Annotated in this window: 22 protein-coding genes; 19 read left to right on the plus strand and 3 right to left on the minus strand. The window is 62.9% G+C overall.

Translation table 11 applies throughout. The features are described 5' to 3' along the window. Positions 1-45: 45 nt before the first annotated feature. Positions 46-1,011 carry a type II secretion system minor pseudopilin GspK gene (gene gspK / locus FJD34_RS00235; protein ID WP_090291260.1) on the plus strand — a complete coding sequence of 322 codons (966 nt, stop codon included), beginning with the start codon at positions 46-48 and terminating at the stop codon, positions 1,009-1,011. Between the two features lie 480 nt (positions 1,012-1,491). Here gspK and FJD34_RS00240 read toward each other — a convergent pair whose 3' ends face one another. Further along, positions 1,492-3,522 (minus strand): PhoX family protein, encoded by a 2,031-nt coding sequence (locus FJD34_RS00240; RefSeq protein WP_032861378.1) that lies wholly within the window; start codon positions 3,520-3,522, stop codon positions 1,492-1,494. A 229-nt stretch (positions 3,523-3,751) separates the two neighbouring features. Between FJD34_RS00240 and FJD34_RS00245 the strand changes: the two genes are divergently transcribed. From FJD34_RS00245 to gspN, 12 genes are read left to right on the plus strand one after another with little or no spacing between them, the layout of a single operon-like run. Continuing rightward, positions 3,752-5,404 (plus strand): bifunctional UDP-sugar hydrolase/5'-nucleotidase, encoded by a 1,653-nt coding sequence (locus tag FJD34_RS00245; protein WP_090293164.1) that lies wholly within the window; start codon positions 3,752-3,754, stop codon positions 5,402-5,404. Next, on the plus strand, positions 5,377-5,829 hold the full coding sequence (locus FJD34_RS00250) for a hypothetical protein (protein ID WP_090291259.1): 453 nt from the start codon (positions 5,377-5,379) through the stop codon (positions 5,827-5,829). Before FJD34_RS00245 ends, FJD34_RS00250 begins: the two co-directional genes overlap by 28 nt. A 6-nt stretch (positions 5,830-5,835) precedes the next feature. After that, on the plus strand, positions 5,836-7,785 hold the full coding sequence (gspD, locus tag FJD34_RS00255) for a type II secretion system secretin GspD (protein ID WP_223232680.1): 1,950 nt from the start codon (positions 5,836-5,838) through the stop codon (positions 7,783-7,785). A gap of 5 nt (positions 7,786-7,790) precedes the next feature. After that, positions 7,791-9,239, plus strand: a complete 1,449-nt coding sequence (locus FJD34_RS00260; protein ID WP_090293163.1) for a GspE/PulE family protein — start codon at positions 7,791-7,793, stop codon at positions 9,237-9,239. Beyond that, a complete protein-coding gene (gspF, locus tag FJD34_RS00265) occupies positions 9,239-10,441 on the plus strand; it encodes a type II secretion system inner membrane protein GspF (RefSeq protein WP_065943135.1) in 1,203 nt (400 codons plus the stop codon). Before FJD34_RS00260 ends, gspF begins: the two co-directional genes overlap by 1 nt. Before the next feature lie 29 nt (positions 10,442-10,470). Continuing rightward, complete coding sequence (gene gspG, locus FJD34_RS00270) at positions 10,471-10,929, plus strand: type II secretion system major pseudopilin GspG (RefSeq protein ID WP_373289995.1); 459 nt, start codon at positions 10,471-10,473, stop codon at positions 10,927-10,929. A gap of 2 nt (positions 10,930-10,931) precedes the next feature. Further along, positions 10,932-11,375 (plus strand): type II secretion system minor pseudopilin GspH, encoded by a 444-nt coding sequence (gene gspH, locus FJD34_RS00275; RefSeq protein WP_065943134.1) that lies wholly within the window; start codon positions 10,932-10,934, stop codon positions 11,373-11,375. Beyond that, the gene (locus FJD34_RS00280; RefSeq protein WP_032861370.1) at positions 11,372-11,737 is read left to right on the plus strand and encodes a type II secretion system protein; all 366 of its coding nucleotides are present in this window, start codon (positions 11,372-11,374) and stop codon (positions 11,735-11,737) included. Before gspH ends, FJD34_RS00280 begins: the two co-directional genes overlap by 4 nt. Next, positions 11,734-12,324, plus strand: coding sequence for a PulJ/GspJ family protein (locus FJD34_RS00285; protein WP_032861369.1), 591 nt, complete (start codon positions 11,734-11,736; stop codon positions 12,322-12,324). The genes FJD34_RS00280 and FJD34_RS00285 overlap by 4 nt, the downstream gene beginning before the upstream one ends. A gap of 14 nt (positions 12,325-12,338) precedes the next feature. Beyond that, entirely contained in the window at positions 12,339-13,448 is a 1,110-nt protein-coding gene (locus FJD34_RS00290; protein ID WP_090291258.1) for a GspL/Epsl periplasmic domain-containing protein, read from the plus strand. Next, a complete protein-coding gene (gene gspM, locus FJD34_RS00295; RefSeq protein ID WP_090291257.1) occupies positions 13,445-13,876 on the plus strand; it encodes a type II secretion system protein GspM in 432 nt (143 codons plus the stop codon). The genes FJD34_RS00290 and gspM overlap by 4 nt, the downstream gene beginning before the upstream one ends. Then, positions 13,873-14,535: a type II secretion system protein N gene (gene gspN, locus FJD34_RS00300; RefSeq protein ID WP_090291256.1), complete on the plus strand. Its 663-nt coding sequence runs from the start codon at positions 13,873-13,875 to the stop codon at positions 14,533-14,535. The genes gspM and gspN overlap by 4 nt, the downstream gene beginning before the upstream one ends. Positions 14,536-14,538: 3 nt before the next feature. On the opposite strand, the gene FJD34_RS00305 is transcribed toward gspN, so the two are convergent. Both FJD34_RS00305 and FJD34_RS27995 read right to left on the minus strand, forming a co-directional pair. Further along, positions 14,539-15,474 carry a LysR family transcriptional regulator gene (locus FJD34_RS00305; protein ID WP_090291255.1) on the minus strand — a complete coding sequence of 312 codons (936 nt, stop codon included), beginning with the start codon at positions 15,472-15,474 and terminating at the stop codon, positions 14,539-14,541. A gap of 4 nt (positions 15,475-15,478) precedes the next feature. Continuing rightward, positions 15,479-15,643 carry a hypothetical protein gene (locus FJD34_RS27995; protein ID WP_162276345.1) on the minus strand — a complete coding sequence of 55 codons (165 nt, stop codon included), beginning with the start codon at positions 15,641-15,643 and terminating at the stop codon, positions 15,479-15,481. Here FJD34_RS27995 and FJD34_RS00310 point away from each other — a divergent pair. The 6 genes from FJD34_RS00310 to FJD34_RS00335 all read left to right on the plus strand — a co-directional run bounded on the left by FJD34_RS00310 (position 15,601) and on the right by FJD34_RS00335 (position 24,755). After that, a complete protein-coding gene (locus FJD34_RS00310) occupies positions 15,601-17,352 on the plus strand; it encodes a DUF1302 domain-containing protein (RefSeq protein WP_065943130.1) in 1,752 nt (583 codons plus the stop codon). The genes FJD34_RS27995 and FJD34_RS00310 overlap by 43 nt on opposite strands. Positions 17,353-17,388: 36 nt before the next feature. Beyond that, complete coding sequence (locus FJD34_RS00315; protein ID WP_090291254.1) at positions 17,389-18,750, plus strand: DUF1329 domain-containing protein; 1,362 nt, start codon at positions 17,389-17,391, stop codon at positions 18,748-18,750. Positions 18,751-18,753: 3 nt separating this feature from the next. Further along, entirely contained in the window at positions 18,754-20,058 is a 1,305-nt protein-coding gene (locus tag FJD34_RS00320; RefSeq protein WP_090291253.1) for an MFS transporter, read from the plus strand. 36 nt (positions 20,059-20,094) lie between these two features. Next, positions 20,095-21,273 carry an amidohydrolase gene (locus FJD34_RS00325; protein WP_050593392.1) on the plus strand — a complete coding sequence of 393 codons (1,179 nt, stop codon included), beginning with the start codon at positions 20,095-20,097 and terminating at the stop codon, positions 21,271-21,273. Positions 21,274-21,414: 141 nt separating this feature from the next. Next, positions 21,415-22,815, plus strand: a complete 1,401-nt coding sequence (locus FJD34_RS00330) for an amidase (RefSeq protein ID WP_032861360.1) — start codon at positions 21,415-21,417, stop codon at positions 22,813-22,815. 44 nt (positions 22,816-22,859) lie between these two features. Next, complete coding sequence (locus tag FJD34_RS00335) at positions 22,860-24,755, plus strand: acyl-CoA synthetase (RefSeq protein ID WP_090291252.1); 1,896 nt, start codon at positions 22,860-22,862, stop codon at positions 24,753-24,755. The last annotated feature ends 78 nt before the right edge of the window (positions 24,756-24,833 follow it).

Here is a 24,833-nt window from a genome sequence, read left to right on the forward strand (position 1 = left end):
ACTGTGTTGACTGTCGCCAGGTTCTACATAAAAGGTGGTTGGGTCATGGACAAAAAACGGCAGCAGGGGGCGGCGTTGTTGATGGTGCTGGTGGCCCTGGCCATGCTGGCGGGCGGTATGGCCTGGATGGTCGAACAGGGGCGCCAGCAGGTCGACAGCGTGCGTCTGGTGCAACAACGGGTGCAGGCGCGGGCGATCGAGCGGGCGGCGCTGGCCTTTACCGAACAGGCCCTGCAGGACCCGCTGTGGCGCGCCAGCCCGTTGTTCTGGCAGGCCATGCGCGGGCAGCCATTGAGTTACGACTTCAAGGGGGGCAAGGCGAGCATCCGGATTCGCGACCTGCACACCTGCTTCAACGTCAACGCCCTGATCGGCCCCGAAGCCGAGCGCGCCCAGCGCCAGTTGGTGCATTTGCTGGGAGCCGACATGGCTGCCGAACGCCTGGCCCAGACCCTGGCCGACTGGCTCGACGCCGACCAGCAGACCCGCCTGCAAGGTGCAGAAAGCAACGAATACTTGCGTCAATCGCCACCGCGCCTGGCGGCCAATCAACGGATGCGCGATATCAGCGAGCTGAACCTGCTGGCGCTTCCCGACGCACTCCGGGCCGTGCGCTACCCGCAGTTATGCAGCCTGGACGAGACCGCAGGCTGGCGCCTGAACGCCAATGCGCTGAACCTGGAGATGCTGGCGCTGCTGGATGCGTTGTATGAGGGAGAGGTCTCGCGGTCGGTGCTGACCCGGCTGGTCAGCGCGCGCCCGGCAGGGGGCTATCGTGATGCGGGTGAACTGCGCCAGGCCCTGGGGGCGATGGATGATGCGATGTTCGAGCGGCTGAGCGAAGGATTGCAGCTCAACGGTGACCATTTCCTGCTGCAACTGGAGGTTGACCTGGATGGCCAACGCTTTCGCAGCCAATACCGTGTCGAAGCCCAGGGTGTGGTGAAGTGGCACGCACGGGTACCGGCGCAAGGCATGCTGCTGCGCTCGCGGGAACCGATGCCGTTATAGAGTGCACGTGAGATTAAAGTATCCACAAAAGTGTGGGAGCGGGCTTGCCCGCGATAGCGTCTGTAAGAGCGCCGCAGGGTGTCAGTTACTCAACGTCATCGTTAACGACCATCGCGAGCAAGCCCGCTCCCACAGGTGGACGCGCACGATTCGACGATCAGGTCGGATGATGGGTACACCGAGCCTAGGCGAGGTGCCGAGTGGTGGGGCAAGAGCGTTTTGCTTACTTTTGCGCTGTTCAAAAGTGAGCCGCTGTAAGAGCGGAACCATTAGCCGCCGTTACCGCAGCAATGGATATGCTCCCTACACCAGCCCAAAACCCAGAGCCCAGAAGTATTAGAGAGTTGTGTAGATACTCATGGTCATCGCAGGCAAGCCAGCCCCCACATTTGGTTTGTGCTGTGCCCAAAATTCTCTGTTGAATCGAACTCCCACAAAGACAGTGCTGCAGGCGCCGGCAAGCCGACGCCTGCATCCTCATCAGATCGCCAAGTCGCCCCCATCGGCACGCTGGATCACCACCGTGGATGCACGTGGGCGTACAGTCCCAACCGTAACGTCAGTGGCGACCGTGGTCGATGGCCAGTTTTCCGGGTGCTGGATGTTGACGAACACCGTCTTGTTATCCGGGGTAAAGGTCACCCCCGTCACTTCAGAACCATTGGGCCCGACGAAGAAACGTCGCAGGTCGGCCTGGTTCTGGGCGTTGACCGGCACTTGCTTGCCCTGGGCATCGACCATATTGGTGGGGATCACCACCAGCATCTGGTCGTTGGTGTAGTCGGTCAGGGTCTTTTCGCCGTTGTCAGTCTGGATCCACATCACGCCACGGCTGTCGAAGGTCATGCCGTCCGGGCTGGCGAACTGGTTCAGGGTGGTCAGGCCGGAGCGGTTGAGGTCCGGGCTGCCAGCAGCGTTGGCGCCAAACACGAAGATGTCCCAGGTGAACGACACCTGGTTATCGGCGTCATGCCAACGAATGATGTGCCCGTGTTTGTTGTTCACACGCGGGTTGGCAGGGTTGGCCACCGTACGGCTGGTGTTGTTGGTGAGCGTCAGGTAGACGTCGCCATTGAGCGGGTTGACCGAGGTCCACTCCGGACGGTCCATCGGCGTGGCACCTACGGCATCGGCTGCGCCGCGGGTGTTGAGGATGATCCCCGGCAGGTTGGTGAATTTCGCGCCCAGGGTGCTGCCGTCGGTGGTGCTGGTGGCCACGTCCAGCAGCAACCAGTTACCACTGCCATCGGCGTTGAAGCGCGCCACGTAGAGCTTGCCGCTGTCCATGTACTTGGCACCGGTCGCCAGGCGATCGCTGGGGTTGGCATCGGCCGGGTCCCACAGGGCGGTGGAGACGAACTTGTACAGGTACTCGTTCTGCGAATCGTCGCCGCTGTAGAACACCACTGGCTTGCCGGCGGTGGTCAGGCCAGGCCAGCAACCTTCGTGGCGGAAACGACCCAGGGCGGTGCGCTTCACGGCGCGGGTCGAAGCGTTGTACGGGTCGATCTCGACGATGTAGCCATAGGTGCTGGCTTCGTTGCGGTAATCGTCGGTCGCGGTGGCGCCGCTTGGGGTCACGTTGAAGCGGCTGAACTCGCCGTTCACTTCGCTCGGGTCGCCAGCCACCGATTCCCAGCGATAGTTACCATTGCCGGTGCCCACGCCGATGCGCACCTGGTCTGCCGGACGGGCGCCACTTTTGTTGACGAAAATCCCCGGCCAGTTCTCTTCGCAGGTCAGGTAGGTGCCCCACGGGGTGTAGCCGTTACCGCAGTTGTTGTTGGTGCCGCGGGTCTGGGTGCCGGTGGTGGAGAACTTGGTCTTGACGTGATCGGTGCCTTTCATCGGGCCCGCCAGGTCCATGACGGTGGCAGTGGTGAAACGACGGTTCAACGGGTCGTTTTCCATCACCTGCCAGCGGCCATTGACCTTGGTGATGCGCATTACGCCAGCGCCGTGGGCGTTGATCTCTTTGCGCACTTCTTCAACCGGACGAACGCCGCCGACCAGGGTCGGGCCCGCCGGGTGCAGGGCTTGTGCGTCGATGTATTCATGGTTGATGGCCAGCAGGCCGTCGGTGGAGCTGCCATTGATAGGGAAGAAATGCATGCCGTCGTGGTGCATGCCTACCGAGTTGGCCTGGTCGGTGGAGGTGTTGCTGCCGTCGCTTTTCCACGGGGCTGCGTTGCTGTTCAGCGGCGTGCCCCACGGCGCCAGGACGTGGGCGGTGTAGCCGGCAGCCACGGTGCAGGCATCGGTGAGGGAACCTGGGATCGAATTGAAGCCCAGCTTCAGCGCAGGTTTTGGCGGCTGGGTAGGCGTGTCGTTGTCTGAACCGCCACCGCTGTCAAAACAGCCGGTCAGGCCAGTACCGGCAATCATGGCGATCGCGGCGCCGAGCCCGCCACGCACCACACTGCGGCGGCTCAGGTAGGCAGTGAGTACCGATTCCATCGGCTCATTGAGGCTCAGGTTGCGATTCTGGTTGTCGCCAGTCTCTCGACTCATTTCATCAGGTCCTTTGTAGATCACGGTTATTTTGAAAGGAGCCCGAACTCTAAGAGCCGAATGTGATGATTCGCGGTCGGTTTTGTTAAAAATGTATTTAAGTGTATTTATTTTGTTTCCTTTTGTTGCAGGGCGACACATTTCACTCCTGTTAAAAAACTGACATCAAAGCGTCATTAATTGCCCCCCACTATGCGGCCCCTATAAGAGTGTGCTTCAGGGTGAGGGAATAATGCTTTCAATGGTGCGGCGCGATGTATTGGGATGGATGACACTGGGTGCATGTGCGCCTTGGCTGGCCGGTTGCTCCAGTTTGAGCAAGGCGGGGCCGGCCGACAGTCAGCCGGTCGACCTGCTGTATATCGCCGACACCCTCGATGCACGCCTGCCGGGCCGCCCGGTGGTGCCCGCCACGCGCCTGGGGCCAGCCACACGCATCGGCCAGGCGCCGTGGATCACCGGGGCCAATGCGCGATTTCGCCAAGCCGATGGCAGCCAGTTGGATGGCCTGCTGGATGCTTCCTTAAGTGACAGCGTGCAAACCGGTGGCTATGCGGTACTCGGTGCCGTGCTGCAACGCCTGCGCGATGAAGCGGGGCATGAGAATAGCCTGACTCTGGAAAACGGCCAGTGCTGGAACGGCAGCGGCCTGGCCTACCTGACCCGTGGCCTGTCCGGGGTCCAGGGCAGCCAGTTGCTCGGCAGTGAAGTGCGGGTCAGCAGCGATGAGCGCGTGTTGTGGCCCGAACAATGCCAGGGCCTGTACCAGCAATTCGGCCATCCGGTGCTCGGCGCCGGGCTGGCCAGCAACAGTGCGCAACGCCTGGCCACTCCGGGCATGCAGGTGTTCCGCCGTGGCGGCGTGCGCATTGCTGTGGTCGGCATTACCGACCCTTATGCACGGGACCAGCAAGCGTCCTTGAAGCAATGGTTGCACAGCCTGCAACCGGTGCTCACTCAGGCCCGCGAAGAAGCCGACCTGGTGGTGGCCCTGGCCGATGTTGGTACCGGGCCGGGGTTCTGGCTGGCCGAACGCCTGAGCCAGGTGGATCTGGTGCTGTGTGCCCGTGGCCAGGATTTGTGGCCGCAACCGGTGGAAATCCTGCAAAGCTCCGGCAAGCGGGTGCCGGTGGTGCTGGGCGGGACCCGGGCCAGCGGCGCCTTCCGCATCCGCTGTCAGGCCCAGGCGGGGCAATGGCGTTTTGATGCGCGCTTTTTTCCGGCTCAGGCCAGCGCGTTGGACGCTACCGCCCAGGCCCACGCCCAGCGCCTGCAACCACGCCTGCAACAACAGCGCGCAGCCCATGCCGCCTGGCTCGACCAACCCCTGGCCAAGGCTCCGGAAAACCTCTGGCGCCGTGATGTGCGCGCCGGCAGTTGGGATCGCCTGTTGCACCAGGCCCTGGCCCGCGAGCCCAAGAGCGCGGTGTTGCTACCGGGCCTGCGCTACGACAGTCCCCTGGCGCGCGGCCAGATGATCACCCGCGAACACTTGATCAGCCTCAGCGCCAGTTACCCGGCGCCGGTAGTCGATGTTCCAGCACAGCAAGTGCGCCAGGTCCTGGAGAACGGCGCCGAGCAACTGTTTGGCGAGCCATTGCTGCTGGATAACAGCCAGGACTTGCCGCGCTGGCTCGGCCAGCCCTGGCAGGTCACCTATAGCCCTGGCGGCAAACGGGTCAGTGAGTTTGCCGAGCCGGTCGGCACCTGCCGCACCTTTGGCCTGGGCTTTGCCGCCGATGCCGGGCAACCGCTGTGGCAACACCTTGAAGGCTGGTTGCGCGAGCAGCCGGCGGATTGGCAACTGGCGCCCTTGCAATTGCCCGAAGTGCGCTACGTGCAGGGGCATCCGGGATGGCATCCACGGAGTGTGGTCAGTTGAGCCGGGCAGGCAGCCTGTTCAGCCTGCTGCTGGTCACGCTGTGTGCCTGGTTGGCGGCGCAATGCGTACTGCAACTGTGGCATGGGCTGGCGCAGCCGGTCGTGCCATACCCGGCATCGGCGCCGGTGGCCGACCTCTTGAGCAGCCACTGGACACCACGCCAGGCGCCCAGCGACGACCTGCCATTGACCACGCTCAAGGTCGATTATCTGGGCAGCCTCAAGGCCAGCCCGCTGCGCGCCACAGTGCTGGTGCTGCGCTACCAGCAACAAGAACGCACGCTGACCCTGGGTCAGCGCCTGGCCCCGGGCATCGTCTTGCACGACATCGATGAACGCGGGCTGATTTTTGACAATCAAGGGCAGCGCGAGCGCTTGCCATGGCCGACTGAGCGACCGGTGATCGGCCTCAAGCGCAAGGAATGAACCGAGATGCACATGATCAATAAATGCCTGGGCCTGACTGCGTTGTGCCTGGCCTTGAGCGTGACCCAGGCCCGCGCCGAAGAAGCGCCGGCCTTGTATGAAGTGAACTTCATCGACACCGAACTCACGGACTTTATCGACAGCGTATCGCGCATCACCAACACCACCTTCATTATCGACCCTCGGGTCAAGGGCAAGGTCACGGTACGCAGCCTCGACATGCTTGGCAGCGAAGCGATCTACGACATCTTCCTTGCCCAGTTGCGCGCCCAGGGTTTCGCCGCCGTCAACCTGCCCAATGGCAGCGTGAAGATCGTGCCGGACCAGGCTGCGCGCCTGGAGCCGGTGCCGGTGGAATCGACGCGCCAGGCCGGGCAAGGCAACGATGGCATGGCTACCCGGGTGTTCAGTGTGCGCAATGCCGGCAGTGAGCAGATACTCAATATCATCAAGCCGCTGATCGACCCGCGCGTGGGGGTGATCAGCCCATACCCGGCAGCCAACCTGCTGGTGATCACCGACTGGCGCAGCAACCTGGACCGCATTGACAGCCTGTTGTCGCAACTCGATCAGGTCAGCCAGGAACCCCTGGAAGTGCTGCCCCTGAGCAACGCCAGTGCCAACGACACTGCGCAATTGGTGACCCGCCTGCTGGCCCGCGAGCAAGGTGCCGACAGCGCCCAGGTGATCGCCGATCCGCGCAGCAATGCGTTGCTGGTGCGTGGTAGCGCCGACAGTCGCCAGCGGGTGCGCGCGCTGCTCAAGCAATTGGATCAACCGCAAAATGCCTTGCGTCCTTCGAACACCGTGGTGATGTACCTACGGCATGCCAATGCGGCTGAGGTGGTCAAGGTATTGCGCGGCTTGAGCCAGGACACGCCCGGCGCCGGCGGCGAAGGGGTACCGGTGGAGGGTGCGCCGAAGCAGGTCGCAGCCAGCGCCTCGGCGATTCGCATGGAATCGGAGGAGGGCACCAACGCGGTGGTGATGGTCGGCCCGGACAGCGAAATCGCCGCCTACCGCACCATCGTCGAGCAACTGGATATCCGCCGCGCCCAAGTGGTGGTCGAGGCAATCATCGCCGAGGTCTCCGATACCCGCGCCCAGGAACTGGGGGTGCAATGGCTGTTTTTGGGCGACTCGTTTGGTGGCGGCGCGGTGAACTTTACCAATGGCGGGACGAGCATCGCCGGCCTGGCGGGGGCCGCTGCCAGTGGCGACACGGCTGGCCTGGGCAAGCTGTTGGCCAATGTGCCCGGCGCCACCGCAGGCTTTGGCAAGCTCAACGGCGGCGGGCTGAACTTCCTTGCGCTGCTCAACGCACTGAAAAGCGAAAGCGGTTTTAACCTGCTTTCGACCCCGACCCTGCTGACCCTGGACAACGCCGAAGCGTCGATCCTGGTGGGCCAGGAAGTGCCTTTTGTGACGGGCTCGGTGACGCAGAACAACACCAACCCCTACCAGACCATCGAGCGCAAGGAGGTGGGGATCAAGCTGCGGATCAAGCCGCAGATCAATATCGACAACACCGTGCGCCTGGACATCGTGCAAGAAGTCTCGTCGATTGCCGACAGCACCGGCGCCAGCGATGTGATCACCAACAAGCGCGAGATCAAGACCAAGGTCATGGTCGAAGACAACGGTCTGGTGGTGCTCGGTGGGCTGATCGGCGACGAGGCCAAGAACAGTGACCAGCGGGTGCCGTGGCTCGGCGACATTCCGGGGGTAGGGCGGCTGTTCCGCTCCAACGCCAGCCAGCGCACCAAGCAGAACTTGATGGTATTTATCCGCCCGCGGATCATGCGCGACGGCGAGACCCTGGCCCAACTGAGCAGCGAGAAGTACCGCAACCTCAAGGTCAACTCCAACCTGGCATTGCCCGCAATCTCCGATAACAACGCCTTGCTGCGCCTGTTCCCGGCCAGCCGCGAACGCCTGGACGAGGGCGTGTGGTGAGTACGTTGTTGCCTTATCGACTGGCGCGCCAGGCGGGTTTGGCACGGGCGCCGGGCCCGCAGGGCTGGACCTTGTGCCTGCGTGAGGATGTCGACACCGACGCCTTGCAGGAAGTCTTGCGCGTGCACGGCCTGCCGACGGCGGTCGAGCACCTTGACCCGACGCAATACGAACTGCGCCTGGGCGCCTTGTACCAGGCCGGCGAGTCGGCCACGGCGGCGTTGATCGAGGGCATTGGCGAGCAGGTCGATCTTGATAGCCTGATCAACGAACTGCCACGTATTGAAGACTTGCTGGAGAGTGACAACGAGGCGCCGGTGATCCGCCTGATCAACGGCTTGTTCGCCGAAGGCCTGCGCCTGCGCGCCTCGGACATCCATATCGAAACCTTCGAACAGAGCCTGGTGGTGCGCTTGCGGGTCGATGGCCATCTGCGCGAGATCCTGCGCCCGCCGCGGGCCTTGTCGGCCATGCTGGTGTCGCGGATCAAGGTCATGGCGCGCCTGGATATCGCTGAAAAACGCCAGCCCCAGGATGGGCGTATCACCCTGCGTTCAGGTGGTCGCGAGGTGGATATCCGCGTCTCGACCTTGCCCGGCATCCATGGCGAGCGCGTGGTGATGCGGGTGCTCGACAAGCAGGCAAACCTATTGGACCTGGCCAACCTGGGCATGCCCGCCGAGGTCGAGCAAGCCCTGCGTGCCTGCCTGTCACGGCCCAACGGGATTCTGCTGAGCACCGGGCCCACCGGCTCGGGCAAGACCACCACGCTGTATGCCAGCCTCAATGCACTCAACGATGGCTCGTGCAACATCCTTACCGTCGAAGACCCGGTGGAATACGCGATTACCGGCATCGGCCAGACCGCGATCAATCCCCGTGCCGGCATGACCTTTGCCAGCGGCCTGCGGGCAATCCTGCGCCAGGACCCGGACGTGATTATGCTCGGCGAAATCCGCGATCAGGAGACCGCGCAGATCGCCGTGCAAGCCAGCCTCACCGGGCACTTGGTGTTGTCGACGTTGCACACCAACAGTGCGGTGGGCGCGGTCACCCGCTTGCGTGACATGGGCATCGAACCCTTTCTGATCGCCTCCAGCCTCAAGGGCGTCATGGCCCAGCGCCTGGTGCGCCGGTTGTGCCATTGCGCAACGCCAGCGCCATTGCAGGCCGCCGAGCGTCAACTGTGGCCGGAGCTGGCAACCCTCGAACAGAGCTTTCACCCCCAGGGCTGCGATGACTGCCAGGGCAGTGGCTACAGCGGGCGGATCGGGCTCTACGAATTCATCACCCTGGATGCCGGCTTGATCACTTTGCTGTACGACGGTGCCAGCGAAGCGGCCATGCACGAATACCTGGCTGACAAGCGCCAGAGCCTGGCCGCCATGGCCACCGACTGCCTGCGCCGTGGCGAAACCAGCCTGGAGCAGGTCCTGCGTGCGGTGCGTGACTGATGCCGACCTATCGCTACCAGGCGCTGGACCTGCGCGGTAATTGCCGCAAAGCCAGTATCCAGGCCGAAAGCGAGCGCCATGCCCGGCAACTGCTGCGCGAGCAGGGTCTGTTTGCCCGTGAGCTGCAGGTGCAGGGCGCGAGTCTGTCGAGCCCGCGCGGGCAACGTTTGAACCATGGACAGTTGTGCGAATTGACCCGCCAGTTGGCCACGCTCTTGAGTGCCGGTATCCCGTTGGTGGATGCCCTGGCTACCCTGGAGCGCCAGCTGGCGGAGCCGGCGATCCGCAACTTGCTGGTGGCGGTGCGCGGAGCTCTTGGCGAAGGCTTGAGCCTGGCCCAGAGCCTGCGCCGCCAGGGCGGGCAGTTCAACACGCTGTATTGCGCGCTGGTCGAGGCCGGGGAGCGCTCCGGCAAGCTGGCGCCGGTGCTGGAGCGGCTGGCCGAACACCTTGAGCAAGTGCAGAAACAACGGCACAAGGCACGCACCGCATTGATTTACCCGGCGGTGCTGATCCTGGTGTCGCTGGCCGTGGTGATCGGCCTGATGACCTTTGTCGTGCCCAAGCTCACCGAGCAGTTCAACCACACCGGGCAAAGCCTGCCGCTGATTACCCGGGTGCTGATCGGCGCCAGTGAGGGCCTGGTGATGCTCGGCCCGTGGCTGCTGGGGCTGGCCTTGCTGCTGGGGCTTGGTGCGCGGGTTTTACTGCGCCGGCCTCTGTGGCGTTTGCGGCGTGACGGCCTGGCCTTGCGCCTGCCACGCATTGGCGTGCTGTTGTCGGTGCTGGAAAGCGCACGGGTGTCACGCAGCCTGGCGATTTTGCTCGGCAGTGGCGTGCCGTTGCTTGAATCCCTGGAGGTCGCCACCGCCACGGTCGGCAACCGGCAGATTCATCAATCCCTGGAAACCGTGCGTGAGCAGGTCGAAGGCGGCGTGACCCTGTTCCGCGCCCTCAGTGCCAGCGGTCACTTCCCACCGATGCTGCTGAACATGGTCGCCAGCGGCGAGGCCAGCGGCACCTTGCCCGACATGCTGGAGCGGGTTGCCGACAACCAGGAACGTGGTTTTGCGCGCCAGGTCGACCTGCTGCTGGCGTTATTCGAGCCCCTGATGATTCTGCTGATGGGCGCGGTGGTGCTGTTCATCGTGCTGGCAGTGCTGTTGCCGATCATGCAGCTCAACCAGGGCCTGAGCCTTTGAACAGACAACCTGAAAATGGAGAACTTGAAATGGAAAAGCACGCCATGCCTGGTAATCGTGCCGTCAAGCGTCGCGAGCGCGGTTTCACCCTGATGGAAATCATGGTGGTGATTTTTATCATTGGCCTGTTGATCGCCGTGGTCGCCCCCAGTGTGCTCGGCAGCCAGGACAAAGCCATGCGCCAGAAGGCCCTGGCCGACCTGGCGACCCTGGAACAAGCGCTGGATATGTACCGCCTCGACAACCTGCGTTTCCCCACCTCCGAGCAAGGCCTGCAGGCGCTGGTCAGCAAGCCGAGCCTGGAACCGCTGCCGCGCAGTTGGCGTGCCGACGGTTATATCCGGCGCCTGCCACAGGACCCGTGGGGCAATGCCTATGGCTACCGCACCCCTGGGCAGCACGGTCGGGTGGATATCTTTTCCCTGGGCGCCGATGGCCAGGAAGGTGGCGAAGGCACCGACGCCGATATCGGTAACTGGGACCTCTAGGCATGCAGCGCAGTCGCGGGTTTTCGCTCCTGGAAATGCTGGTGGTCTTGTTGATCGTTGGTCTGTTCAGTGCTCTGGGCGTGGCCTTCCTGGATGCCGGCCAGGCGCCGATGCGCCAGGCCCTGGCACAGTTGGCCAACGAGGCACGCAGCCAGGCCGCCCAGGCCCGGCATGCCGGGCAACTACTGGGCTTGCGCTGGAATGGTCGGCAGCCGGAGTTCGTACGCTGGCAGGCCGGTGCGCCTGCGTGGCAGGTCGAACCGTCACGCGGCGCGCCCTGGCCGGTCGGTTTGCAACCTGATTGGCCGGTAACCAGCGAGCCTCAGGTGATGTTCACGCCCTCGGGTCTGGCACGTCCGGTGTCACTGACCTGGCGTTGGGCCGAGGGCCGTCAGCGCTGGCAATGGCAGGCCGACAACACCCTGCATATTGCGACCCTGCCATGAAGCGCCAACGAGGTTTTACCTTGCTCGAAGTCATGGTTGCCCTGGGAATTGCCGCGCTGATGGCGGTGATGGTCAGCCAGTTGTTGCGCCAGCGCATCGCGACCCACCAGGCCGTCGCGCAACATCGCCTGGGCAGTTTGTGTGCGCGGGAGCTGGAGACGCGCTTTGGCGTAGAGCAGTACTGGCCGCAGATCAATGTGGTGAGTGGTCAGTTGCGTCAGGGGCTCGCCACCTGTCATTGGCAACTGACCCTGGGCAATACCGGGGTCAATCGCTTGCGTCGTGGTGAGTTGACGCTGTTTGCCGATCCCGAGCAGCGCCAGCCGCTGGGTCAGTTCAGCCTGTTTCTGGTGCGCCCATGAAGGCCGCGCAGCGCGGCTTGACCCTGATCGAGTTGTTGGTGGCGATGGCCCTGACGGCGGTGGTCGGGGTGTTGCTGGCGGCCTTGGTCAATGGCTGGGTCAAAGTGCGTGAGCGTCTGGAGGAGCCCGGTGGCGAACCTCAGGTCCTGGAATTCTGCATGGCCCTGGAGCGTCGCTTCGACGCCCTGGTGCTGCGCCAATTGTATGAACAGCGCTTGCCCCTGGATCTGGCGTGGCTGGAGTGGCAGCCAGCTCTTGGGCAGTTGCAGTGGGTGGCCCTGGCCGCATGGCCACCGGCTGACGGTGCGTCGCGGGTACAACGCCAGCGCCTGCTGTTCGATGCCCGCCAGCAGCGTCTGGAGCTGTGGGTGTCGGCCGACCTGTACGCCGCCGACAAGCCACGCTGGGCGCGCAAGGAGTCATTGGCGCCGGTCGAGCGGGCCACGTTCAGTTTTTACCAGGGCACGCGCTGGCTGGCCTTTCCTTCTACTGTTGCCGCCCAGCCCAATCGCGGTGTGCGGATCGAGTTCGAGCATCATGGAGCCCCTTATGTCTGTACCTTCACCTTGCCCGATACCCAGCCGTGAGTCGGAGCGTCGGCATGTTTGAGCGTCTGCGGGCCAAGCCGCGGGAATGGTTGCTGATGCGCCCGCCAGCCACTGCCGAGGGCCGTTGGCAGTGGCTGCACTACCGCGCGCAACAGGCGTGTGCCAGCGGCGCCTGGCCGCCACCGCCTGCATTGCTGCAATTGCCGGGGGCGTTGATTATTCCTGCGCTCGATTGCAGCCATTTCTGCCTGCCGGCGCCGCCAGGGCTCAAGCGTTATGAGTGGCCGCAGCTGTTTGAAGAGTATGCGCAGCAACCGGCTGAAGAGCTGCTGGTCAGTTGCCTGTCCCGGGAGGCCGGCCAACTTGAGTTGCTGGTGATGCAACGGGAACAGGTGCAGCACTGGCTGGCCGAGTGCGGGCTACTGGGGGTACAGATCACCCACGGTTGGGCCGAATTGCAGTTATTGCCGCAGCCCGAGCCTGGGCATGTCGTGCGTTGGCAGTGTGAACTGTCGCTGTGCCTCAAGGCGCACTCGCGGCAATGGTTGGTCTGGCCGCAGGTGTTGGGGGAGCGCTTGCCCCAGGCCTGGCGCGAACTGCCCGCGCAGACGCTTGAGGGCGACTGGCCGTCGCGCCTGGCGCGCCTGGAGCAACTGCCCAGTGTGCTGGAGGGCACACGGCCGACGCGTGCCCGCGCGCAACGGGCCCCGTTGATGAACCGCTTGCAGCGACACTTGCTGGTGGGGTGTGTGGTGTTGGCGGCCTGTTGGGGCGCGGTGTATCTGCTGCAGAGCCTGCGCCAGATCGACGTCTGGAAAGCCCAGGTCACGGCGCTGGCCGGGCCTGCGAAGCACCCGCAACAGGCCCGTGTGGCGTTGGCGCGTGTGCAGGGCGAGGCGATCGACTGGCAGGTGCGCCAGCAGAAAATCGTCGCCCTGGAACAGGCGCTCTCGGCCTGGTTGCAACAGCAACCGGGCTGGTCGGTGATGAGCATGGCGTTTGACGGCAAGCATTGGCGCCTGGGCCTGCGCGGCAATGGCCCTCGGCCTGCGCCGGCGCAGTGGCAGGCGATTGCCCAGGTCGCTGGCGCCCAATGGATGGATGAGGCGCAAGGAGCTGGCGGGCAACTGCTCCTGAGTTTTGATTTGGGAGAACAACCATGAAAGCCCGGATGCAAGCGTACCTGACCCACTTCAACCAACTGCCGCCCAAGCGTCGTTATGGCCTGCTGGCCGGTTGGTCAACGGTCGTGCTGTTATTGCTGGTGTTGCTGGCACGGCCGCTGCTGGCGGCCTGGCAGGAGGCGCGCCAGTGGCAGGCGTTGGCGCAACAGGCCGGCGCGCTGGTCCCGCCGGCAGCGTTTTCCAACGAGCAATGGCAGGCGCTGGCCGTGTCGCGTCAATGGGTGTTGACCCGGGTCGAGCAACAGGGCGATCGCTGGCAATTGCAAGGCGAACTGCCCGGCCCCCAGGCCCTGCAATACCTGCTGCGCACCGTGCAGGAACAGGGCGGACGGCCCTTGCAGTGGAGCCTTACGCAAGGTACCGGCCAGGGCTATGCCTTCAGTCTGGAAGTGGCGGCCAGGCCATGAGTCGCGCCGTCATCCTCTGGGGCATTGGGGTATTTGCCCTGACCTTGCTGCTGGAGCTACCCGCGGCCTTTGTTGCTCGCCAGGTGCCGTGGCCGACGGGCTGGCAGCCCAGCGGTGTCACGGGCAGTGTGTGGAATGGCCGCGCGGCACGTGCCGGTGCCCTGGGCCCGGTGGAGTGGCGCATCAGGCCATGGAAGGCGCAGGTGAACCTGGGCTTTCAGCAACGCATCTGGGCGTTGTCGGTCCAGGGCTGGCCGTGGAATTGGCAGGCGCAGTTGGCACCGCGTGCGGTCAGCGCCTTGCCGGCGCCGATGTTCGTGCTGGACGGCCGTTGGGAAGGGCGATTGCAGGTCGATGGCGCTGGAGCGGGGTGCCGTAAAGCCGAAGGGGAGTTGCTGGGGCACGACCTTGCCGTGTTGAGTCCATGGCTGGTCAAACTGGGAAACACCCGGATAGCGCTACAGTGCCGGGATGGGCTGCGGCTGTTGGCCGACCTGCAACTGGCTGGCGAGCATCATTTCCAGATCGAAGCGCAGCCACGGCGCTTGCAGGTGGACGGGCAGATCGAACCGGGTGCCGCTGTGACCCCGCTGCTGGTCCAGGCACGCTGGTTACAACCGGCGGCGCAAAGCTTCAGCAAGGTGCTGGGTAGGCCCTGACTCCTATGGGAGCGGGCTACGGGCATTGGCAATGATCGAGTCCACCGCCTGCTGGGCAATCGGTGACAGCGTGCGCCCGGCCTGGCACACCACGGCGTTTCTGATGGTCAGCAAGTCGGCTGGCCAGCCCGGCTGGATGAACGGCATCAGGTCCACCAGCAAACCCTCATGCAGGTCCTGCGCAAGCCAGGAGCACCAGGTCAAGAGCAGCGAGTCGCTGGTCAAGGTGGTTTCACGCAGCAGGTTCAGATCGTTGGAGCTCAGGGTCCAGGGCAGCAGCGTTCCGGGCGTCAGGTCGAACAAGGCATATAGCGACGCCTCGTTTGACGGCACGACGCCGCTCCAGGGGTAATCGAGAATCTGCTCCCGTGCAATCGGTTGTGCCTGCCGTGCCAGGGGGTGATCGCGGCGGCAAAAGATCGACGCCGGTTGCGGCGGCAGGTGGGTGATGGAAAAGCGCGGATCGAATTGCTGGTCGGCCCGCAATGTGGCCACGACAAATTCCAGCTGGTCGGTTTCCAGTTGATGGGACAGGTGTTCCCAGAAGTTGACCTGAACATTGAGCACCAGCCGGGGAATGCTTTTACGCAGCTTGACCAGCACGTCTGTGGTGTTGAGGTTGGCGGCCATCGGCGTCACGCCAAACCGCAATTCACCGCCTTCGGTCCCGGCCAGGTCATTGGCCTGGGCCTGCATTCTCTTGGCACAACTGAGCAGCTCATGGGCGCGTCCGATCAGTTGTTTTCCGGCCTCGGTCAGGGTGACGGAGCGTGTGTCCCGGTCGAACAAGCGCACCCCCAGGTCGCTCTCCAGCGATTGAATGCTGCGGCTGAATGCAGTCTGTGAGAGGTGGGCGCGAGCTGCCGCACGGGAAAAGTGCAACTCCTCGCTCAAATAGACCAGGTGGCGAACCCGCTTCAAGTCGATTGAGTCGTCCACTGCATTAATCTTCCTTCATATTTGCATTGGACACCTTTAACACGCTCCCCGAAGATTCTCCAGCGCCAACATCGCCCGGCAGGCCACGTGCACTGCCTTCAATAATAAAAACGATGGGGAAGTTCTGTGGCAAACCACTTTCAGTTTGATCGAGTACGGCCCTGTGCATTGACCGCCGTCCTCGCACTCGGCACCAGCATCCAGGCCCAGGCCATCAGCTTCAATGTCGGAGAAATCGAGGGGCAGTTCGACTCGTCGTTGTCCATTGGCAGCAGTTGGGCGTTGCGTAACGCAGACCCGGCTTATGTGGGCACCTGGAACGGCGGGCACGCTTCCAGCCAGAGTGCCGATGATGGACGCATGAATTTTCGTAAAGGCGAGACCTTTTCGAAGATCTTCAAGGGCGTGCACGACTTGCAACTGAGCTACGGCGATACCGGTGTCTTTGTGCGCGGCAAATATTGGTACGACTTCGAACTCAAGGACGAGAGCCGCCGCTACTTGCCCATCAGCGATAGCAATCGCAAGGAAGCGGCCCAGTCATCCGGTGCGCAAATCCTCGATGCATTCATCTATCACAACTATTTCATCGACGGCCAACCCGGCAATGCGCGGGTGGGCAAACAGGTGATCAGTTGGGGCGAGAGTACGTTTATCGGTAACGGGATCAACGTGATCAACCCCACCGATGTGGCCGCTTTCCGCCGGCCAGGGGCAGAGATCAAGGAAGGGCTGATCCCGGTGAACATGCTGTTTCTATCCCAGGGCTTGACCGACAGCGTGTCTGCCGAGGTGTTCTACCAGTTGGAGTGGGACCAGACGGTTCTGGATAACTGCGGCACTTTTTTCGGCTCGGACGTGATGGCCGACGGCTGTAGCACGCGCATGGGGTTTTCGCCGCCGTGGGATCCCAGCGGGCAGTATCACTTCACGCGCGGCGCCGATCGTGATGCGCGTGACAGCGGCCAGTTCGGGGTGGCGCTGCGCTGGCAGGCTGAGGCTCTGAACAATACCGAGTTCGGGCTGTATGCCATGAACTATCACAGCCGCGCACCTTTTGTCGGCGGCCGGGTAGGGGACAGCCCATTTGCGGTCAAGCCCGGCACCCAGGCGTCGAGCGCCGAGTACTTTGTCGAATACCCGGAAGATATCCGCCTCTATGGCCTGAGTTTTTCCACCACTCTGGGCACCACCGCCGTCTCCGGTGAGCTGAGCTATCGACCCAACATGCCGCTGTCCCTCAACGGCAGTGATGTGACGATTTCCGCCCTGGCCGGCTCGATGGCGGCGGACCTGGGCAGCCCGATTTTCGCCAGTGGGTTCGCCCGGCCGGTACCCGGCGAAGATTTCCACGGTTATGTGCGCAAACCGGTGAGCCAGGCGCAGGTCACGTTCACCCACTTTATCGACCAGGTGTGGTCGGCCGAACGCCTGACGCTGATTTCCGAGGTGGGTTACAACCATCTTGGCGACCTCAACAGCAGTGCCCTGCGCTTTGGCCGCGACAGCATCTTCGGCAATGGCGAGCTGCCGGATAACCGCAATTGCCCGACCATGGCCAACCCGGTCAACCCGCAAAACTGCAATAGCAAAGGGTTCTACACCCGCAACTCCTGGGGTTACCGGGCGCGGGCGATGCTTGACTATCAGAACGTGTTTGCCGGGGTGAATCTCAAGCCCAGCCTGTCCTGGTCCCATGACGTGGAAGGTTACGGCCCCAACTTCAACGAAGGCAGCAAGGCCATCAGTCTTGGCCTGGATGCGGACTTGAAAAATACCTACACGGCGAGCCTGTCCTACACCGATTTCTTTGGGGGTGACTACAACACGGCGACTGATCGTGACTTCGTTTCCCTGAGCATGGGCGTGAGCTTCTGAACCTGCCATCCGATAACAAGAAAAGGATTGAGCCTGATGAATTTTTCGACACCGGTTATTTATGGCAGCACGTTGGCGCTGCTGCTCTGCAGTTCGGCGATGGCCGCTGTTTCACCTGAGGAAGCGGCTCGGTTGGGCACCACGTTGACGCCACTGGGCGGCGAAAAAGCCGGCAACGCCGACGGCTCGATCCCGGCCTGGACCGGTGGTTTGCCCAAGGATGCCGGTGCGGTCGACAGTGCCGGGTTCCTGGCCGACCCCTTCGCCAATGAACGAGCGTTGTTCACCATCACTGCGCAGAACGTCGAGCAGTACAAGGGCCGCCTGTCTCCAGGCCAGATCGGCATGTTCAAGCGTTACCCCGACTACACCATGAATGTTTATCCCACGCACCGCAGCGTCAACGTGCCGCCGGCGATTGTCGAGGCCGCGCGCAAAAATGCCCTGAACACCCGGCTGGTCGCGGGTGGCAACGGTCTGGAAAACTTTACCAAGGCTTATCCGTTCCCCATTCCCAAGGACGGCCTGGAGGTGATCTGGAACCACATCACCCGTTATCGGGGCGACAGCATGAAGCGCCAGATGGTGCAGATCGTGCCGGATGTACGCGGCGTGGGCACGCCAGTGACTTATGACCACCAGTATGTGTTGCGCGAAAGCCTGGCCGATTACGATCCGGCCAAACCGAGCAATGTGCTGTTCTACAACAAGCAGACAGTGATTGCCCCGGCGCGTCTGGCCGGTAACGTCGAGTTGGTGCATGAGACCCTCGATCAGGTCAAGGAGCCACGCCAGGCCTGGATCTACAACGCAGGCCAACGGCGAGTGCGTCGGGCGCCGCAGGTGGCCTATGACGGCCCGGCCGCCAGTACGGATGGCCAGCGGGTGGTGGATAACTACGACATGTTCAATGGCGCGCCGGATCGCTACGACTGGCAGTTGGTCGGCAAGCAGGAACTGTACATTCCCTACAACAGCTACAAACTCGATTCGCCCACGCTCAAGTACGCGGATATCACCAAGGCCGGCCATATCGACCAAGGCTTGGCACGTTATGAGTTGCACCGGGTCTGGCATGTGGTTGCGACGTTGAAACCGGGCCAGCGGCATGTGTATGCCAAGCGCGATTTCTACATCGACGAGGACTCCTGGCAAGCGGCTGTGATTGACCACTACGACGGGCGCAATACCTTGTGGCGCGTGGCTGAAGCCCACCAGCAGTCCTACTACAACCATCAGGTGCCGTTCTACACCGCCGAAACCCTGAATGACATGATCAGCGGGCGGTACCTGGTGCTGGGCCTGAAGAACGAAGAAAAACGCAACTATCAGTTTGATGTGAAAGCACTGGAAGGTGAGTTCACGCCCAATGCCCTGCGTCAGTCCGGGGTGCGCTAAACCATGAAGACGACCTCGGCTCCTTCATCCTCGTTTGACTATGTAGCCCCTGTGCCGGCGGTGCCGTCGCGCGCCAGGACGCGCCGCGTGGTAGTGGCCTCGTCCCTGGGCAACGGCCTGGAAATGTACGACTTCACGGTCTACAGCTTTTTTGCGGTGATTATCGGCCAGCTGTTTTTCCCGGCTGACTCAGCGCTGGCGTCGTTGATGATGTCGCTGGTGACCTTCGCCCTGGGCTTTTTGATCCGGCCCCTGGGCGCGGTGTTGATTGGCCGGTTCGCCGACCGTTATGGGCGCAAGCAGGCGTTGACCCTGACCATCGCCTTGATGACCGTGGGCACCGGCATTATCGCCTTCACTCCGACCTATTCGAGCATCGGCATCTTTGCCACCGTGCTGCTGGTCTTTGGCCGTCTGCTCCAGGGCTTTTCGGCTGGCGGCGAGGTGGGTGCGGCCTCAGCGTTCTTGATGGAGTCCGGGCGTACCGATAACCGTTGCTTCATGGTCTGCTGGCAGGGCGCAAGCCAAGGCGCCGCCGCGCTGTTGGGCGCGCTGTCGGGGCTGGTGCTGACCACGATGCTGTCGCAGGAGGCGTTGCACAGCTGGGGCTGGCGTGTGCCGTTCATCATCGGATTGCTGATCGGCCCGGTGGGCTGGTACATCCGCCAGCACCTGGATGAAACCCACGAAAACATCGACAAACCCACGCCATTTCGCGACTTCGTGCGCAATCACGCACGCACCCTGGGGTTGGGCATCCTGCTGATGGCCAGCTCCACCGTGAGTTCGTACATGGTGGTGTTCTACATGCCCACCTACCTGACCCGCACGCTGCATTACCCCAGCAGCTTTGCCTTTGGCCTGGTGGCCTTTGCCTGTGTGTTGCTGGCCGTGGTGCCGCCTTTTGCCTCGCGTTTCGCCGATCGCATGCCCCGGCGCAAACCCCTGTTGTATTGGTTGTGCGGCCTGCAAGCGGTGCTGACCTATCCCGCGTTTGTGATGCTCGACCAGCAAAGTACGCTGCTGTGCCTGGTGGCGGTCTCGTTGCTGATTCTACCCATGGCCATCAGCGGTGGAGCGGGGCTGGCATTGTTGATGGAAGCCTTTTCCCGTGATGACCGGGTGACGGGGCTGTCGATCATCTACAGCTTTGGCGTGACGCTGTTCGGCGGTTTTTCACCGTTGATCGTGACGTGGCTGATTGCCCTGACCGGCAGCCCGCTGGTACCGGCCTGGTACTTGTGTGGGGCCATCATTTTAAGTGGCGCGGCACTGCGTTTCTACCCTGAGCACCCTGGGCGTCCCTGAATTTTCTGACCTGAACCCAAGAATAAGGAATCTACCGTGAACTACAGCCCTCTACACACGCGCCTGCAAGACAGTACCGAGCGTTTTGTCACGATCCGCCGCAATATCCACGCCGAACCTGAGCTTGGGCAGAACACCCGGGAAACGGCAGCTTTGGTCATTGGCTTGCTCGAAGGCTGGGGCTACGAAGTACACACCGGCGTCGGCGGTTGTGGTGTGGTCGGGGTGCTGCGGCGTGGCAGCGGCTCAAAAACCCTGGGGCTGCGGGCCGATATGGATGCGCTGCCCATCGTTGAGAAAAACGGTTTGCCCTGGGCCAGCCGTCGTGAAGGATTGATGCATGCCTGTGGTCACGACGGGCATACGGCAACCTTGCTCGCGGCAGCTGAACAACTGGCGTTGCATGCTGAGTTCGACGGTACGGTGAACGTGATTTTCCAGCCGGATGAAGAGGGCCTGACCGGCGCCAAGGCGATGATGGACGATGGTCTGTTCCGGCGCTTTCCGTGCGATGCGGTGTACGCCTTTCACAATATGCCGGGGTTCCCGGTGGGCCACGCGATCATCAAGAGTGGCGGGGTCATGGCCTCGTCCGAGCGGGTGTGCATCACGCTCACGGGGCGTGGCGGGCATGGGGCGATGCCGGAGCGCAGCATTGATCCGATCCCGGCATTGGCGAGCATCATCAGCGCGCTGCAAACCGTGGTGTCGCGCAATATCGGGGTCAACGATTCGGCGGTCATCAGCATTGGCAAGGTGCATGCCGGGACTGCCGTCAACATCATCCCGGAAACGGCCATGCTGGAGTTGAGCGTGCGTACCCTCGACCCGCAGGTGCGTGAGTTCGTCGAGCAAAGAATCCGTGGGATCGTCCTGGGGCAGGCCGCGTCATTTGGCGTCACGGCCCATATCGACTATCAACTGCTGGCGCCTGTGCTGGTCAATACCCCGGCCGAGACCCAGCACATGCTGGAGGCGGCCAAGCGGGCGCTGGGCACCGCCAATGTCCTGGAGCAAGTGTCGCTAAAGGCCATGGGCAGCGAAGATTTTGCCTGGATGCTGCATGAGGTGCCGGGGTGCTATTTCGGCTTGGGCAATGGCATGGGTGAGTTCAACGGTTGCTCAGTGCATAACGATCACTACGACTTCAATGATGAACTGATCCCACTGGGCGCGGCCTGCTGGGTGGCGCTGGTGGAAGACTACCTGCGCTGAGATCACGCCCCCTGTAGGAGCGAGCTTGCTCGCGAAGGTCGTCAACGATAACGCGGGCTTGCCGGTTAAGCGCGGCGCTCTCGGGTTTTTCGCGAGCAAGCTCGCTCCTACAGGGAATATCGCCATTACCAGGACTTTGTCATGACTATTGCGCAGATGAGTGCCGTCGAACTGCTCGAACATTTCCGCGCCAGAAGGCTGTCGCCGGTGGAAGTCACCGAGGATGCATTGGCCCGTATCGAGCGCTTCAACCCGCAGGTCAACGCTTATTGCTATACCGACCCGCAAGGTGCGCTGGACACGGCCCGTGCGGCTGAGCAGCGCTGGTTCAAGGGCCAGCCTTGTGGTGCGCTGGACGGCTTGCCAACCTCGATCAAGGAACTGACAGCGACCCGCGGGATGCCGACCCGTAAAGCCTCGCGGGTGATTCCCGCAGAGGGGCCGTGGGAGGTCGACGCGCCGATCACCACGTTTTTGCGCGACGCGGGCGCCGTTATCCTGGGCAAGACCACCAGCCCTGAGTTCGGCTGGAAAGGTGTGACGGACAGCCCGCTCTACGGCATCACCCGCAACCCCTGGGACACGCGCATGACCTCTGGCGGGTCGTCTGGCGGCGCGGCGGTGGCGGCCTCGCTCAACCTGGGGGTGTTGCACCAGGGCAGCGATGCCGGCGGTTCGATTCGCATCCCCAGCAGTTTCACCGGGACCTTCGGCTTCAAGCCCACCTTTGGCTACATTCCCCAGTGGCCGGCCAGCGCTACCACCCTGGTTTCACACCTGGGGCCCATGACGCGCACGGTGGACGATGCCGTGTTGTTTCTGCAAACCGTCGCGCGGCCTGATCCCCGGGATGGATTGCTGGGGGCGCCACGGCATACGCCCTGGTTGCCGCAGGACACCGACCTGCGTGGGCTGCGCATTGCCTACAGCGCGGATTTTGGCTATGTGCAAGTTGACCCTCAAGTGGCCCGCGCGGTGGCCCAGGCGGTTGAGCGCCTGGCGCAGTTGGGTGCGCAGGTGGAGGCCGTGGACCCTGGCTTCAGTGACCCGTTGGAGTTGTTCAAAACCGTGGTCTACGCTGGGGCCGTGGATTTGGCAAGGCAACTGAGCAGTGAGCAGAAGGATTTGCTGGATCCGGGCCTGCGGCGGTTTACCGAGCAGTGCCAGCACACCACCCTGGCACATTTCACCGCGGCCCAGGAGGCACGGGCTGCGCTGGTGGCGCGGATGAATCAGTTCCACAGCCGCTATGACCTGCTGGTTTGCCCAATGATGCCCATTACCGCATTCGAGGCAGGGCACGATGTGCCACCTGGCTCGGGGCTGGAGGACTGGATGAAATGGTCACCGTTGAGCTATCCCTTCAACCTGACCCAGCAACCTGCCGCGTCCTTGCCGTGTGGTTTTTCCAGCGAAGGCTTGCCGATTGGCTTGCAGGTGGTTGGCGCCAGATTTGCCGATGACCAGGTACTGCGGGTGTGTCGCGCCTATGAACAGGCGTTTCCCACGACCCATCCGCTGGCGCCTATAGTGAAAAACTGAAAATCGCGCCTGCGAACCGTTGTCCAAGCAAGGACCCCAAGACCATGACTGCACCTGTTTCCCTCGCTCGGCTGAGTGATATCCAAGCTCTTGAACAGCAGTACCCGCTGGCGGAGCGTAATCTTCCCGCCAGTACCTATGAGTTGCTACAGCGTTCGGCCGAGCGCTTCGGTGACCTGCCCGCCCTGTGTTTCCTGCCCACGGGCAGCATCGACGACCAGCCCTGGCGCATCAGTTATGCCGAACTGTTCGCCAAGGTCACGCAAACCGCGAATGCCTTGCACCGCCTGGGATTGCGACCAGGGCAGTCGGTATCCTTCCTGTTGCCCAACTTGCCGCATACCCACTTTGTGATTTGGGGCGGTGAGGCTGCGGGGATCGTCAATGCCATCAACCCGTTGCTGGAGCCTGAGCACATTGCCGAGCTGATCCGCGCTTCCGACACCTCGGTGCTGGTCACGTTGGCACCGTTCCCCGGCACGGACCTGTGGCAGAAGGTGACCGCATTGGCCGACCTGTTGCCGCAGATGCCCACGGTGGTGACGGTTGATCTGGCCAACCTGCTGGCAGAACCGCAACGCAGTGCCGTGAAGGCTCAACGATCACCGATGCCCGCAGGCGTACTGGATTTCGATGAACTGCTCGCCGCTGCCCCGGCCGATTATCTGGAGAGCGGGCGCGTCATCCAGCCGCATGACATCGCATCCTACTTCCACACCGGCGGCACCACCGGCACGCCGAAGCTGGCGCCCCACACCCATTTCAACGAAGTGGCAATGGCTGAGATCATTGGCCTGCACGGGCGATATGTGCCGGACGATGTGCTGTTGTGTGGTTTGCCGCTGTTCCACGTCAACGGGGTGATGGTCACCGGGCTTGCGGCCTTTCACCGGGGGGCCCAGGTCTTGCTTCCTGGGCCACAGGGTTACCGCAACCCGACGTTGATCAAGGACTTCTGGAGACTGGTAGAGCGCTACCGCGTCAGCAGTTTCAGCGGTGTACCCACCATCTATGCGGCACTGCTGCAGGTTCCCAACGCCGGTATTGACGTCTCCACCCTGCGTTTTGCGCTCTGCGGTGCGGCGCCGATGCCGGTGGAGCTGATCCGCCAGTTCGAAGCCCGCACCGGGCTGCGCATCATTGAAGGTTATGGCCTGACCGAAGGCACCTGCGCCACCGCCTGCAACCCTTACGAGGGCGAGCGCCGGCCCGGCTCCATCGGCCTGCGCCTGCCGTATTGCGAGGTCAAGATCGCGGTGCTCGACAGCGATGGCAACTATACGCGTGATGCCGCCACGGATGAGCCTGGCACCCTGTGCCTACGCGGTCCGACGGTGTTCAAGGGGTATTTGCAGGCGGACAAGAACGCAGGCATCTGGCTCGATGGCGACTGGTTCAATACCGGTGACCTGGGGCGGATCGATGCCGATGGTTACATCTGGCTGACCGGTCGCAGCAAGGACCTGATTATCCGTGGCGGTCACAACATTGACCCGCAGATGATCGAAGAGGCATTACATCGCCATCCCGCCGTGGCGCTGGCGGCGGCGGTGGGCAAACCCGATATCAAGGCCGGAGAGCTACCGGTGGTGTACATCCAGCTCAAGGCCGGTGAGCAGGCCAGCGCAGCCCAACTGATGGAACACGCCATGCAGCACATTCACGAGCGTGCGGCGGTGCCCAAGGATATCTGGCTGGTGGAGCAGATCCCGTTGACCGCCGTGGGCAAGACCTTCAAGCCGGCCTTGCGCCTGGATGCGGTGCGTCGAGTGTTCGAACACGAAGTGGGGCAGATTGCTGCCAGCAGCCAGGTCCAGGCGCTGAGTGACGAGCGCCATGGGCAGCGGGTGGATATTCACGTGCCTGGCCTGACGGCTGCGCAGCGTGAGCAGTTGCATCAGCGCCTTGGCGGTTATGCCGTGCGGTATGTGGTGTATTGAGGGGGCTGATAACATCGGCCAGCCGTTGATTTTTTTCAGGAAACCCGAGGAATCCTGAAAAAGTGTCTATCGTCTATG

The sequence above is a fragment of the Pseudomonas brenneri genome, from assembly GCF_007858285.1.
In the GTDB taxonomy this organism is placed as follows: domain Bacteria; phylum Pseudomonadota; class Gammaproteobacteria; order Pseudomonadales; family Pseudomonadaceae; genus Aquipseudomonas; species Aquipseudomonas brenneri.

Coding starts and splice junctions, on each gene's coding strand:
- gspK (WP_090291260.1), top strand. CDS start 46: ATGGACAAAAAACGGCAGCAGGGGGCGGCGTTGTTGATGGTGCTGGTG.
- FJD34_RS00240 (WP_032861378.1), bottom strand. CDS start 3,522: ATGAGTCGAGAGACTGGCGACAACCAGAATCGCAACCTGAGCCTCAAT.
- FJD34_RS00250 (WP_090291259.1), top strand. CDS start 5,377: ATGGCATCCACGGAGTGTGGTCAGTTGAGCCGGGCAGGCAGCCTGTTC.
- gspD (WP_223232680.1), top strand. CDS start 5,836: ATGCACATGATCAATAAATGCCTGGGCCTGACTGCGTTGTGCCTGGCC.
- gspF (WP_065943135.1), top strand. CDS start 9,239: ATGCCGACCTATCGCTACCAGGCGCTGGACCTGCGCGGTAATTGCCGC.
- gspG (WP_373289995.1), top strand. CDS start 10,471: ATGGAAAAGCACGCCATGCCTGGTAATCGTGCCGTCAAGCGTCGCGAG.
- gspH (WP_065943134.1), top strand. CDS start 10,932: ATGCAGCGCAGTCGCGGGTTTTCGCTCCTGGAAATGCTGGTGGTCTTG.
- FJD34_RS00280 (WP_032861370.1), top strand. CDS start 11,372: ATGAAGCGCCAACGAGGTTTTACCTTGCTCGAAGTCATGGTTGCCCTG.
- FJD34_RS00285 (WP_032861369.1), top strand. CDS start 11,734: ATGAAGGCCGCGCAGCGCGGCTTGACCCTGATCGAGTTGTTGGTGGCG.
- FJD34_RS00290 (WP_090291258.1), top strand. CDS start 12,339: ATGTTTGAGCGTCTGCGGGCCAAGCCGCGGGAATGGTTGCTGATGCGC.
- gspM (WP_090291257.1), top strand. CDS start 13,445: ATGAAAGCCCGGATGCAAGCGTACCTGACCCACTTCAACCAACTGCCG.
- gspN (WP_090291256.1), top strand. CDS start 13,873: ATGAGTCGCGCCGTCATCCTCTGGGGCATTGGGGTATTTGCCCTGACC.
- FJD34_RS27995 (WP_162276345.1), bottom strand. CDS start 15,643: ATGCACAGGGCCGTACTCGATCAAACTGAAAGTGGTTTGCCACAGAAC.
- FJD34_RS00315 (WP_090291254.1), top strand. CDS start 17,389: ATGAATTTTTCGACACCGGTTATTTATGGCAGCACGTTGGCGCTGCTG.
- FJD34_RS00320 (WP_090291253.1), top strand. CDS start 18,754: ATGAAGACGACCTCGGCTCCTTCATCCTCGTTTGACTATGTAGCCCCT.
- FJD34_RS00330 (WP_032861360.1), top strand. CDS start 21,415: ATGACTATTGCGCAGATGAGTGCCGTCGAACTGCTCGAACATTTCCGC.
- FJD34_RS00335 (WP_090291252.1), top strand. CDS start 22,860: ATGACTGCACCTGTTTCCCTCGCTCGGCTGAGTGATATCCAAGCTCTT.